Here is an 11,672-nt window from a genome sequence, read left to right as displayed (position 1 = left end):
CTTCGAATCATTCCTGTAACTCGCATCAAAGCGGCTGAGATCTAGCCGCCGGACCGTCTCAAGCAGGCGGGAGATGGGATGATCCTCCGGAAACAACTCCGAGAAATTCAAGATAACGATCTGGCTCTGATCAGAGTCAGGCTGTTTGTAGCGTGCCATGCTCCCCGATAATCTACCCGGCCGGTAATTTCCAGGGGAATTCAGAATTGATTCAGGTTTTTCGACAGACTCGGCAGGAGCGAGCCGGGGGCATGAAATCAACGGAGTGCACCTGGGCGGCGAGATTCCACAGAGGGATGACGTACTTAACTGAATACAGGACGGCGTCTTTCGACGGCGGCGCTGATGCCTTCTCGCGCATCGGGCGTATTCAGGGTTCTGATGGTTTCTCGCGCATCCACTTCAATGATGGCGTCATGGTCCATGCGATGCCGGATCGCACGCTTTGAAGCCGTCATGGCCGAACGACTGTTTTTCAAGAATCGCTGCGCTACCTTTCGCGCGGCAGAGAGCATCTCTTCAGGCGAAACGATCTGATCGATAAGGCCGATTTCTTTTGCTTCGGCCGCTTTGTAGGCGCCGCCTTCGAGGATATGGTGATCGGCCTCTACGACGCCGACGATATCCTGTAAGATGCGCGCGATAAAGATCGGCACGCGAATCCCCAGCTTCACCTCGGGCAGGCCGATGCGAGCCCTGTCGGCCATAAGACGGTAGTCAGACGTCATCGCGATCATGGCCCCATAGCCCATCGCATGACCGGGCATTACACAGATAACGGGGTGTGGAAAAAGATAAATGGATTTCAGATTTTCGTAGAACAGACGGATAAACTCGTCCACCAGTTCACCGGAGGCGCTCGACATCTCTTCAAGATTGAGCCCCTGCGAAAAGACGTAGGGCTTCATGCTGTGAAGGATCAGGACGCGAATCTTATCATGGCTGGCCAGCAATTTCAGCGTACGGTCGAGCTCCGTAAAGGCTGCGAGGCCGAAGCTATTCTGATCATTCAGATTGAGGGACAGCTCGACAATACCGCCGTGGTTTTCGATTATCTGCAATTCCGCCGACATAGATGCCTCCGACGATTTAATTAGATATCTAACTAATTTCCACTCGACAATTCGTCAAGCATGAATCTGATTGCCATCGATGGGCCGTCCGAACTTTCCGCTTAAATATTTGATGCGCATTGCAGATCGCGTCGATCTGCAGATAGCGGCCATGATGGATGAAAAAGGCCTGACCGGACTGACGCGCTCCCATCTCGAAATCCTTTCGTTTCTATTGCGCAGGCCGGGGCTGACTCCGACAGAAATCGCCAGTCAGATTCAGCGCACAAAGCCGACGGTGACGGTGCTCGTTCGTAAACTGATCGAACAGCAATACCTGACTTCTACGAAATCCACGACCGATGGTAGATCGATCGAGCTCAGTCCAACACAGAAGGCGAAGAAAATGAAGCCGGCCATCCTGCGCATCATGCTTGCGCTGCAACGTGAAACCTACGCGGCGCTGACCGACCTTGAGGCAGAGGAACTCTACCGTATTACAGAGAAGTTGAACGAGGCGATGATCACGAAATCGAGCACTCGGGCCGATGGTGGCAAGTGGGGGAATTCCCCTTTTCATATTAGATCAAGCGATCTCAACTGACTTGACAGAACGAAAACACAATCAAGATTACGAATCAACAATGGCGGCCTTAAAGACAGCATTTTTCCGGATAAAGATAAAAATCAATGGATACCCGAATACCATTATCCTGATCTCAAGCCTTCTGCTGGCATGTAGAGGAATATACCACCTGCTGCTCTCTTTACGCTGGCCATTGAGCTTGAGCCCTGACGCGACCCTTCTATCGATGGATGCATGGATGTGGCTTCACGGAAACGTTCCTTACCGGGATTTTTTTGCAATCAATCTGCCGTTTTCTCATATCGTACACGCCCTTGGAATCCTCGCTTTTGGCGACACCGATACAGGTTTACGACTGCTCAATCTATCCGCGCTATTGATCGCCGCTTTTGTTTCATCACTGTATCTGTGGCGGCATTCGCGGCTGGCGGCTATCGTTGCCTTCTCGCTGACTCTTACACTGACAGCTGAAGCAAGTACGTTTGGTCAACTTCAGCGAGAAACTCTCCTCCTTCCTGTATGGATAGGTGCCCTCTGGATGATTGAAAAAATTATTCAGGCTGCCAGTTACAGACTGTGGATTGTCTGGGGCGCTCTGCTTGGTGTTAGCCTTCTCATAAAACCCACATCCTTTTTTTTTGGAGCAATGCTTTTTTTCTATTTTGCTATTCGCACACATGGCCGGAATATTCGAATCTCCTGGAAAGAGTCGGCAATCACTCTAACCCGTACAGTTCTGATGGCGGGATGCGGCCTATTAGTGGTCTTTTTAGTTCCAGTAATCCTGGGTTACCCACCAGACTATCTTCTTTTATGGAAAAAAAATCTCGACGTATTCACTTATGGCATCCCGCTCGTTCCGCCTTCCCGGCTTCTCTTTCGGCCGCTAACTCTGCATCCTGAGAACATACTGAATTCGTGGAATAAGCCCTATTCAATCGAAGGCGAACTTGTCATCGGTGTTTTCACATTATTCCATGTTGCTGTTCTTGCCGCTTTTGTAATGTACTACCGGAAGGACACTGAAAAGCTATCACTCCTCTTTCTGGTTGCGGGAGGGTATATTAGCTACTTAATACAACGGAGAGGATATGCATATCATCTCATTCCCGTCTGGCATGGGTTGAACCTCATGCTCTCGGTGCTCATAGCCGACTTTGCCAGAAAACATCAGGCCAGGGAAAAAAAACCTTCCAAAGGAGTTTTTCTGAAAAGCTCCTATTTCAAATATCTTGCCATTTTCCTGATGCTACTGGTTCTCGTCCGCTTCCGTAACTCAGAACGAGTCTACAGCGATACGGGATTCGGCTATCTGCTCAAGCCCACCACACCGCCCACAATACCTATTGTGGCTGAAATCAATGCGACTGCCAACGTACTCCGGGAAAAAAAGCCGGAACGCCGACCCTCCATCCAGCTTCTCGAACTGAACACTCTGGCACTCGGGGCAGTATTGGGTCACGATATAGAGTATGCATCCGGTTTCGCAGTTGCCGACCCAATCGTTAGCTCGCATCCCGATGCTTCTTTTTTCAGAAAAAAGCTAATGACAGCTCTAAAGCGTCGCCCCCCCGATCTGTTTGTTATCGCACTCTTTCGTGATTCGCTGGAAGATGTTCTTAAAGACGCTCCAGAAATTCGGTCGTTCCTGGAAGAGCACTATTACCCCTATAAAAGAGTGAATGTCCAACCAGAATACCTTATCTTTGTTCACAATGACCTTTCCCCTTACTTTCCCGGTACAATCTCGACCGACAGTCCTTCCCCGGAAACTAACGGCATACCGAACTCAAGCAAAACCATCGAAGCATACACTGAGACAAATCTACATTGATATGGCAGTATCGAACAGATAATCGCTATAGCAACGGTTGCTCTGGCCGCCATGCTGGATGAAAAAGGCCTGACCGGGCTGACGCGCTCCCATCTCGAAATCCTGTCGTTTCTATTGCGCAGGCCGGGGCTGACCCCGACAGAAATCGCCAGTCAGATTCAGCGCACAAAGCCGACGGTAACGGTGCTCGTTCGTAAACTGATCGAACAGCAATACCTGACTTCTACGAAATCCACGACCGATGGTAGATCGGTCGTGCTCAGTCCAACACAGAAGGCGAAGAAAATGAAGCCGGCCATCCTGCGCATCATGCTTGCGCTGCAACGTGAAACCTACGCCGCTCTGACTGAGCTTGAAGCGCAAGAACTCTACCGTATTACAGAAAAGTTGAACGAGGCCATGGAGAGGAAGGCAGGGCAGTAGAAGCAGTTGTTTTGGAGGAGGCTGTCAGATAGGCTTGCCGTTTGCGGAATATGCTGTTCCCTGGAACCTGAGGCCTATCATCTAACTTATCCCCCAAAAATATGCGACCAAACCTTAGAAAAACAATCATTGACGTCTGCACCCGTAAAATACAGGAAAAAGGCGAAGGCGTTGGCCTCTCGTTCTATGCCTTTTTCGCAAACAGGAATGATGATCCGGAGCTTCTCATGGAAGCTGCTACGTGGTGGATCATGCTTCACAGGCTTGATCATTTCGAAAAGGCTGTGAAGATCCGTAGTATGGTGGAATCAGGGCTTTAGGCGCCCGAGAAACAACAAGGACTGTAACCTCCAATGAGCAAGATGAGATTCCAACGCATGAAACGCTGGCTCGCAATCGCATCAGGCGCTCTGATCGCCGTCGCCTGCTGGATGGCCCTGGTCGTCTTTGCCGCCAGAGGAGGCTGGTTTCGACCATCCCCTCCCGAGAAAAGCGATACGGCCGCCTTTTTGCACTGGGCTGAAAGCCGCTATAAAGACCAATCACGCGGCAACATCGCCATCGTGCTTATCGAGCAGGGCCGCGTCCAGGAATCCTACTTCGCCTCGCACGGGCGGCCTGTTAACGACCGATCGCTCTTTCAGGTCGCCTCTCTCAGCAAGTGGGTGACCGCCTGGGGTGTGATGACGCTTGCCGAGCAGAATCGCATCGACCTCGATGCTCCGGTTTCACGGTACCTGACGCGCTGGCATCTGCCCGAAGGCCCGTTTGACAATGACGCCGTTACGGTACGCCGATTACTCGCTCATACGGCAGGGTTAACAGACGGCCTGGGTTTTCAGGGTTTTCCACCGGACGAAGCGCCACCCTCCATCGAGCAAGAACTCGCGCACACAACAGATGCCATGCCGGGAGCCGACGGCGTCGTGCGCGTCGGCGCAGAGCCGGGATCGCACTGGCGTTATTCCGGTGGCGGTTATCTGATCCTTCAGCTTCTCATTGAAGAGGTGACGCAGGAGCCGTTCAACAGCTACATGCAACGTGCCGTACTGCGGCCTCTTGGCATGACACAATCGACCTTTGTCGATCCCGATTCCGCGCATCTTGTCGATTTTTATGGACCCGATGGATCGTTAGCGCTTCACTACAGGTTCACCGCGCTCGGTGCTGCCTCGCTGTATACGTCGGCCGCAGACATGACGCGATTCTTGCAAGCCCACATGGCCGGATCAGACGGCAGCGTACCGGGACGGGGCGTGCTTATGCCGACAACGCTTGCAGCCATGCATAAACCGATCGCGTTTCTTTACGGCCTGCCTGTTTGGGGTGCAGGCCCGACGCTGTATGCTCCGGACGGTACCGGAGGCTATATTATCGGCCATGACGGGGCTAACTTTCCGGCGATAAATACGACGGCGCGCATCAATCCGGCTAACGGCGACGGCATCATCGTCCTTGAAACAGGATCCATCAGCCTCGCAAGAGAGATAGGCGGTCAGTGGACCTTCTGGCAGTCGGGAATCGTTCCTCTCGATACTCTTGTACTCATTGATGGGCGCGGTATCTTGATCGCCACGGCAGCGGGCGCCATCGTGATCTTTCTGGGTGCCGGTTTCGCAGTGCGCAGAATGCGCGGGCGCTCGAATTTAGGGCCGCTCTGATGGCCGGACTCGCTCGGCTCACTGCAAATCTACACCGACTCATCCAGTTAGCCCTTCTTTGCCCTTGACGAATACGATGCACTATCGTATACTGAATCGTATGAAAGTAACGGCTATTCTTCCGGATGAACTGGTTCGCGATGTTCAGACAATGTCTGGCGGTAAGAATATCACAGAGTCTCTGCATCTGGCTCTAACCGAATGGCTGAAGATAACCAGGATAAAGAAACTGAACGAAAAGGTCGCCAGATCACCGCTCTCCTTTAACGATAGCTATTCGGCCGCAGAGGTCCGAAAGCTGAATCGGAAGTCACGATGATTCTTGTAGATACTTCCGTCTGGATCGAATTCTTCAAAGCGAAAGACCCCGTATTCACAAATTTAAAGAAGCGACTGGAATCTGGCGATATCATCGCACACTCTCTGATCTTTGCGGAGCTATTGCAGGGCTGTCGCAACAAAAAAGAAGCCGATCTTGTGTTGAACTACTGGGATGTCCTGTCTGACTCAGAAAGCGAAAGAGGGATTATTGAGGGCGGATATCTTTCTTACGAAAAGAAATTCTATTCCCGAGGAGTAGGACTCACAGATGCGGTTTTAGTCCATGAATGTCGCAGGCGGTCAGCCAGAATCTGGACTCTTGATAAAAAGCTAATATCTCTGCTAAAAGAGCAGGAAACCTATTTGCCGTAATCCCTTCGTGACGTCTTCACTCGCGGCCAGCGCCGGCAACATGCTCACTGCGATTGTCACGCCCCTTTACTCAAGCGGCTTTTTCTCCTGTCCCAGTTTTTTTATTACTCATTCGTCCGAAGCCTGACCCTGTCTTCTAAACAGGAGGCCTGTAATGCCACATTTTATTTCGCTGCCCGAAGAGGTAGCTGCAGTTTTCGGAAGTGCCGCACCGAAATTTGTTGACTTTCTTTCCTCTTCTTTCTCTGTTCAGAGAGACGAGGTGATCCAGATGTCGGCGCTGTCCTACGAAAAATCACTTGAAAAAGAAATTGCGGGCGTTCGACTCGAGATTGCCGAGCTGCGCGCCGAAATGAAGGCAGACTTCGCCGATGTTCAGAAGCAGATATCGGGGCTTCATAAAGACATCTCCGGTCTGCATGCAAGGATTGCCGGGTTGCACAATGATATCACCTCGCAGACACGCTGGATTCTCGCTGGTCTAATCGGAGCAGCGACCCTGTATCCACTTATTACGCGGCTGATTTCTCGGATCGTATAGACCGCACTCACGGCCTGCTCGCATTGTTGTGGGGCGTTACCCAATCCGAGCGCTACATAGAACCGCGCTCCCCATCCCGCATGATGCGGGTGGGGCGCGGCCGTCAGGCAGAGGATGCAGGCAACACTTCCTGTATTGCTGAACCCGTTTTGAAATGCGATCTTAGATGATCGGCGCCGTACGCAGTTTTGCAATGCGCTCGTCCAGCGGCGGATGCGTGGACATCAGCGCCATCAGTCCGCCTGATTTACCCGAGATCTTAAGCGTGGCCAGCGATTCAGGCTGGTTCTCGTCGCGAATCTCATAAGCGGCCTTCAGGCTTTCAAGGGCACGGATCATCTTATCGCGACCGGCGAGTTTCGCTCCACCGTTGTCGGCACGATACTCGCGCATTCTCGAGAAGTATCCCACGACGATCATGCCAAGGAAGCTGAGGGCGATCTCAAGGACGATCGTTACGGCGAATCGTGCGATATAACGCAGGCTATCCTCTTTGATGAAGCTGCCGACGGCGAAGGCGATGATGCGGGCGATGAACATAACGAAGGCGTTCACGATGCCCTGAACAAGAGTCATCGTCACCATATCGCCGTTTGCAATATGAGCGATCTCATGGCCGAGGACTCCGTCGACGGCATCGGCATCCATGCGACTTAGAAGGCCCGTCGATACGGCGACCAGGGAACGGTTCTTCGTCGGCCCTGTTGCAAAGGCGTTCAGTTCGGGGCTTTCGTAGACGCCGACTTCGGGCATGGTCTTCAGGCCGGCCTTTCGGGCAAGGCCATGCACGCGCTGGACCAGACCGCCGAATTGCGCATCGTTCGGTTGAACGACCTGCACGCCCATCATCATCTTCGCCATGATACGGGAAAGACCGAGCGAGATAAACGCTCCGCCCATGCCCCACATGAGACAGAAGATCGCCAGCGACGTGATGTTATAGCCGCTCGCTGTTAGATAGGGCTGCAATCCGAAAACAGAGGTGAGAACGGAGATCGTAACGACGATCAACAGGTTTACGATTCCGAACAGAAATATCCGCTTGAGCCAGGTCATAGTCTTAGAGAGTTCCTCCTGATTATGTATGTCATAATCACTGAGCCGTACAGTAATTGAACTGATGTCTCACGGCAATTCTTTTTGCCGTTGCAGCTCGATCGTATTTCGTAGCAGGTCGGATGTCGGTTTCAAACAACGTGCAAATCGACCTGTACGGGCAGATGATCCGAGGCGATGCGCGTGTGTCCGTTGCGGATGACCTCATGCGCCCGGATCTCGAAACGATTATTTACAAATACCTTGTCGATTCTGATGAGCGGAAACGGTGAATAAGACGGAAAGGTCTGCAAATCTACGGGGATTCCCAGGCTGCGGATTTCTTTAATATCCTTTATATTCTTTAATTTACGCCAGTCGGGCAGCTGCACGGATTTTTTCGCCACGGTCGGCCTCGTGCGGACGCTTGACGTATCGACATAGCCCTTTCGGTTAAAGAGCCGGTCGACCTTTTCGGCCCGGTCGTTTGTGTCGCCGACGATCACCGTAGGCAGGCTCTGCACGGTTTGCAAAAAGGAGCTTTCAAGGATCATGCGCACCTGCCGGATGCGCTCGAATCCGGCAAGACCGAGGTGCATGTTGAGCACGGCCACGTCGCCGGCAGGCGTTTCGATGCGCGACATCAGGCATCCGCGCGCCTTTTTGATGCCCCAGGTGATATTGAGGTTCTCCGTGTGCACGATTGGATATTTCGAAAGGATTGCATTTCCGTAGGCGCCGCGTTTTAAAAAGACGTTGAGGCCCAGGGAGCAGTGGAATCCAAGCGCCTCGGCAAGACGGTGGGCCAGGTCGTCGTTGTGGGAGCGCGGCACGCTGAAATCGACTTCTTGCAAACAGAGGATGTCGGCGCCCGATTGATGCAGAATTTCGGCGACGCGTTCGGGGCGGTAACGACGGTCCGTTCCGATCGCTTTGTGTATATTATAAGTCAGGAGTCGCAGTACCATGATCACGCATCGCTATGGACCTTACGAGCCCGGTCCTGATCCCGAAGGCTGGAACACAGACCGACTGATGTCGATCCTTTCCGAGCTTCTGATGAAACATGACATCGCCCTCGAAGATGCTCTGAATGAACTGATTAGTCGAGGCCTGCCCGTAAACCTTTTTTTAAAAGAGGGTGGCATGGACGATCTGCTCGGCGGCTTCATCAAGCAGATCGAAAAGCAGCAGAGCGAGCTGCTGGAACGCTACCGACTCGACGGCGCCCTGGGCGACACGGATCGCGACGTCGACCGCGAGGGAAAAGGCGTTCTGGAACAACTGAAAACCGGGAAGGACGCCTCGCGCAAATCGGAATTCGAGCAGGCCCTCTCCGACCGCTCTCATGACCGCATCTTTCAGATGAAGTGGGATCTTGTAAAAGATCAGCAGATCCGCCACCGGGACTATAACGCTCTACTTAAGGCGCTTGAAGATCGCAATCGTATCGACGGAGCCATGCGTCGCTTTCCATTTCGCGGAACGGAGGACGTGAACCGAAAGACCGCCATCGAGATCATCGACGCCCTCGAACAGCTTGAAGAGCTGCGCAAGAATCTGCAGACGGCGATGCAGAACGGCGACCTCTTCCAGTTCAATCTCGAACGCCTTGCCGAACTGCTCGGGCCCGAGTCCTACGAGGAATTTCTCGAACGCCGGCAACGCATCTTCGATCACCTTGCCGAGCTTCTTGAAAAACAGGGCCAGATCGTACGCGACGAGGCCGGCGAATTGCAACTTTCGCCTGAATCCATTCGCCGCATCGGAAGGCGCGCCCTTGAAGAGATCTTTCGCAATCTGAAACAGGACGACTCGGGCGGATCGTTGATCTCGCCCGAAGAGAGCGACGGCGAACAGATCACGCCGATCAGCCGCAGCTATGAGATGGGCGATAACATCAGCAACCTCGATCCGGCGGCGAGCATCATCAATGCCGTTATCCGAACAGGGCAGCCGCGACCGGGCTTTCGTGATCTCGAAATCTTTCGCTCCCGCGGACAGGCGAAAAGCGCCACCGCCGTACTGCTTGATATGTCGGGCTCGATGCAGCGCTCCGACCGATTTTATAACGCGAAGAAGATGGTTCTCGCCCTTGAATCCCTGATCAGAGACGAATACCGAGAAGACCGCCTGCTCATCGTCGGATTCGGAACGACGGCGCAGGTCTATCGCCCGTCCGATATTCCGTCACTGCAACCTTTTCCCGTTACGATCTTTGATCCGCATATACGACTGCGATTTGATATGGCGGCGCGCTCTCTACAGCAGAAGAAAGATCCCTATCAGGGCATCCCGCTCTATTTCACGAATCTGCAGCGCGGCCTGGCCTTATGTCGCCAGCTTCTTGGAGGAAAAGAAACCAAGAACAAGCAGATCATTCTTATAACGGATGGCGTTCCTACAGCGCATTTCGAAGAGAACAAGCTGCACATCAACTATCCGCCATCGCCGGCCGATTTCGATTTCGCCTTGAAAGAGGCCCGGGCCTGCACCGAAGCCGGCATCTCGATCAATACGTTCCTGCTCACACCCGAATGGGGCTTCACCTTCTTCGACGAACGTCCTTTTGTCGAAGAGTTTGTGAAGAATACGCAGGGACGCGTTTTTTATCCGCATCCGTCGAAGCTCGATCATTTCGTTCTGGTCGACTTTATCGAGGGAAAGAAGCGGCTGATATCGTGAATCCTGCCGGTGAAACGGGATTGAAGATAAAGCGACCCTTCTGAGATTCGGTATCTATGAATACAAATACATCGGTCACGCTGAAGGAAATGTCGGATTTTCTGAATTCCAGAGGCGTGAAAGCAGAACTCCGGGGGGAGAACGCCACCGTTACGGGCATCAATGCGGCCGAGCACTGCGGCTCGGGCGACATAACCTTCGCTTCTACGCAGGAATTTCTGAATACGGCCCTTGCAAGCAAGGCGACGGCCATCGTCGTCGCCGCAAAGATCGCCGGGGCGCCGATCGACAAACCATGCCTTGTCGCCGATAACGTTAACCTTGCGCACGCTCTTTTAAAACAACAGTATGCCGATTGGAACTTTCGCGATACGGAGGAGTGGGGTCGCATCCATCCGTCTGCCGTCATTCATCCGCAGGCGAAGATCGCCGATACGGCCGTCGTCGGCCCCAACGCCGTCATCGGACGCGGCGCTGAGTTACAGGCCGGCAGCGTCGTAATGGCCGGAACGGTCGTCGAGGCCGAGGCCGTCATCGGTGAGAATACCGTTCTGCACGCCAACGTGACGATCGGGCGGGGCTGCCAGATCGGACGAGACTGCATCATCCGCTCAAGCACGGTCATCGGCAGCGAAGGCTTCGGCTTCGCGCAGGATGCACAGCGCAAACATCATCGCATTCCACAGACGGGCATCGTCGTTCTTGAAGAGCGTTGTGTGATCGGCGCCAACAACTGCATCGACAGAGCCGCTTACGGCGTCACGCTGATCCGCAGCGGCGTCATCACCGATAACTTCTGTCATATCGCCCATAACTGCGATATCGGCGAAGATACGATCATGGTGGCGATGACGGGCATCGCCGGTTCATGCAAGCTCGGCAAGCGCGTCATCTGCAGCGGGCAGACGGGCATGCTCGATCATATTACCGTTCCGGATGATACCGTCCTTCTCGTGCGCGCCGCCGTTACCGAAAACATCGAAAAGTCCGGTGTATATGCTGGCGGGCCGCCGCTTCTGCCGATTACGGCGCATCACCGTAATAACGTTCTGATTCGCAATCTGCCGCAGATGTCGCGAGATCTGAAGGCACTGCAGAAGAAGGTCGAGGCGCTCGAGAAGAATTGAGCGCCTCTGTCTGATTCTTATTGGTTGACAGGAAA

Annotated in this window: 13 protein-coding genes; 10 read left to right on the top strand and 3 right to left on the bottom strand. The window is 53.3% G+C overall.

The window, feature by feature from the left end:
- Positions 1 to 305: 305 nt before the first annotated feature.
- Positions 306 to 1,073, bottom strand: a complete 768-nt coding sequence (locus LEPIL_RS16710) for an enoyl-CoA hydratase/isomerase family protein (RefSeq protein ID WP_002774265.1) — start codon at positions 1,071 to 1,073, stop codon at positions 306 to 308.
- A 112-nt stretch (positions 1,074 to 1,185) separates the two neighbouring features.
- On the opposite strand from LEPIL_RS16710, the gene LEPIL_RS22490 reads away from it, so the two are divergent.
- From LEPIL_RS22490 to LEPIL_RS22485, 8 genes are all read left to right on the top strand, one after another.
- Positions 1,186 to 1,656, top strand: a complete 471-nt coding sequence (locus LEPIL_RS22490; protein ID WP_245826800.1) for a MarR family winged helix-turn-helix transcriptional regulator — start codon at positions 1,186 to 1,188, stop codon at positions 1,654 to 1,656.
- Between the two features lie 40 nt (positions 1,657 to 1,696).
- Positions 1,697 to 3,472, top strand: coding sequence for a glycosyltransferase family 39 protein (locus tag LEPIL_RS16700; RefSeq protein WP_002774261.1), 1,776 nt, complete (start codon positions 1,697 to 1,699; stop codon positions 3,470 to 3,472).
- Between the two features lie 51 nt (positions 3,473 to 3,523).
- Positions 3,524 to 3,895: a MarR family winged helix-turn-helix transcriptional regulator gene (locus tag LEPIL_RS16695; RefSeq protein WP_002774260.1), complete on the top strand. Its 372-nt coding sequence runs from the start codon at positions 3,524 to 3,526 to the stop codon at positions 3,893 to 3,895.
- 101 nt (positions 3,896 to 3,996) lie between these two features.
- Entirely contained in the window at positions 3,997 to 4,215 is a 219-nt protein-coding gene (locus tag LEPIL_RS23960; protein ID WP_002774258.1) for a DUF6500 family protein, read from the top strand.
- Positions 4,216 to 4,272: 57 nt separating this feature from the next.
- Positions 4,273 to 5,556 (top strand): serine hydrolase domain-containing protein, encoded by a 1,284-nt coding sequence (locus LEPIL_RS16685; protein ID WP_040919037.1) that lies wholly within the window; start codon positions 4,273 to 4,275, stop codon positions 5,554 to 5,556.
- 100 nt (positions 5,557 to 5,656) lie between these two features.
- Complete coding sequence (locus tag LEPIL_RS16680) at positions 5,657 to 5,875, top strand: hypothetical protein (RefSeq protein ID WP_052608533.1); 219 nt, start codon at positions 5,657 to 5,659, stop codon at positions 5,873 to 5,875.
- The gene (locus LEPIL_RS16675; protein WP_002774252.1) at positions 5,872 to 6,249 is read left to right on the top strand and encodes a PIN domain-containing protein; all 378 of its coding nucleotides are present in this window, start codon (positions 5,872 to 5,874) and stop codon (positions 6,247 to 6,249) included. The genes LEPIL_RS16680 and LEPIL_RS16675 overlap by 4 nt, the downstream gene beginning before the upstream one ends.
- Positions 6,250 to 6,403: 154 nt before the next feature.
- Positions 6,404 to 6,790 (top strand): LA_3696 family protein, encoded by a 387-nt coding sequence (locus LEPIL_RS22485; RefSeq protein WP_002774250.1) that lies wholly within the window; start codon positions 6,404 to 6,406, stop codon positions 6,788 to 6,790.
- A 162-nt stretch (positions 6,791 to 6,952) separates the two neighbouring features.
- On the opposite strand, the gene htpX is transcribed toward LEPIL_RS22485, so the two are convergent.
- Both htpX and LEPIL_RS22480 read right to left on the bottom strand, forming a co-directional pair.
- A complete protein-coding gene (htpX, locus tag LEPIL_RS16665; RefSeq protein ID WP_002774248.1) occupies positions 6,953 to 7,846 on the bottom strand; it encodes a protease HtpX in 894 nt (297 codons plus the stop codon).
- A 131-nt stretch (positions 7,847 to 7,977) separates the two neighbouring features.
- Positions 7,978 to 8,793: an endonuclease/exonuclease/phosphatase family protein gene (locus tag LEPIL_RS22480; RefSeq protein ID WP_002774247.1), complete on the bottom strand. Its 816-nt coding sequence runs from the start codon at positions 8,791 to 8,793 to the stop codon at positions 7,978 to 7,980.
- On the opposite strand from LEPIL_RS22480, the gene LEPIL_RS16655 reads away from it, so the two are divergent.
- Both LEPIL_RS16655 and lpxD read left to right on the top strand, forming a co-directional pair.
- A complete protein-coding gene (locus tag LEPIL_RS16655; RefSeq protein WP_040919032.1) occupies positions 8,792 to 10,510 on the top strand; it encodes a VWA domain-containing protein in 1,719 nt (572 codons plus the stop codon). The genes LEPIL_RS22480 and LEPIL_RS16655 overlap by 2 nt on opposite strands.
- A 56-nt stretch (positions 10,511 to 10,566) precedes the next feature.
- Positions 10,567 to 11,637 carry a UDP-3-O-(3-hydroxymyristoyl)glucosamine N-acyltransferase gene (gene lpxD / locus LEPIL_RS16650; RefSeq protein WP_002774243.1) on the top strand — a complete coding sequence of 357 codons (1,071 nt, stop codon included), beginning with the start codon at positions 10,567 to 10,569 and terminating at the stop codon, positions 11,635 to 11,637.
- Positions 11,638 to 11,672 lie beyond the last annotated feature (35 nt).

This window comes from Leptonema illini DSM 21528 (genome assembly GCF_000243335.1).
GTDB classification, from domain to species: Bacteria; Spirochaetota; Leptospiria; order Leptospirales; family Leptonemataceae; genus Leptonema; species Leptonema illini.
The sequence above is the reverse complement of the archived record's forward strand: the minus strand, read 5'-3'. Positions and strand labels throughout refer to the sequence as shown.

Coding starts and splice junctions, on each gene's coding strand:
- LEPIL_RS16710 (WP_002774265.1), bottom strand. CDS start 1,073: ATGTCGGCGGAATTGCAGATAATCGAAAACCACGGCGGTATTGTCGAG.
- LEPIL_RS22490 (WP_245826800.1), top strand. CDS start 1,186: ATGCGCATTGCAGATCGCGTCGATCTGCAGATAGCGGCCATGATGGAT.
- LEPIL_RS16700 (WP_002774261.1), top strand. CDS start 1,697: ATGGCGGCCTTAAAGACAGCATTTTTCCGGATAAAGATAAAAATCAAT.
- LEPIL_RS16695 (WP_002774260.1), top strand. CDS start 3,524: ATGCTGGATGAAAAAGGCCTGACCGGGCTGACGCGCTCCCATCTCGAA.
- LEPIL_RS23960 (WP_002774258.1), top strand. CDS start 3,997: ATGCGACCAAACCTTAGAAAAACAATCATTGACGTCTGCACCCGTAAA.
- LEPIL_RS16685 (WP_040919037.1), top strand. CDS start 4,273: ATGAAACGCTGGCTCGCAATCGCATCAGGCGCTCTGATCGCCGTCGCC.
- LEPIL_RS16680 (WP_052608533.1), top strand. CDS start 5,657: ATGAAAGTAACGGCTATTCTTCCGGATGAACTGGTTCGCGATGTTCAG.
- LEPIL_RS16675 (WP_002774252.1), top strand. CDS start 5,872: ATGATTCTTGTAGATACTTCCGTCTGGATCGAATTCTTCAAAGCGAAA.
- LEPIL_RS22485 (WP_002774250.1), top strand. CDS start 6,404: ATGCCACATTTTATTTCGCTGCCCGAAGAGGTAGCTGCAGTTTTCGGA.
- htpX (WP_002774248.1), bottom strand. CDS start 7,846: ATGACCTGGCTCAAGCGGATATTTCTGTTCGGAATCGTAAACCTGTTG.
- LEPIL_RS16655 (WP_040919032.1), top strand. CDS start 8,792: ATGATCACGCATCGCTATGGACCTTACGAGCCCGGTCCTGATCCCGAA.
- LEPIL_RS22480 (WP_002774247.1), bottom strand. CDS start 8,793: ATGGTACTGCGACTCCTGACTTATAATATACACAAAGCGATCGGAACG.
- lpxD (WP_002774243.1), top strand. CDS start 10,567: ATGAATACAAATACATCGGTCACGCTGAAGGAAATGTCGGATTTTCTG.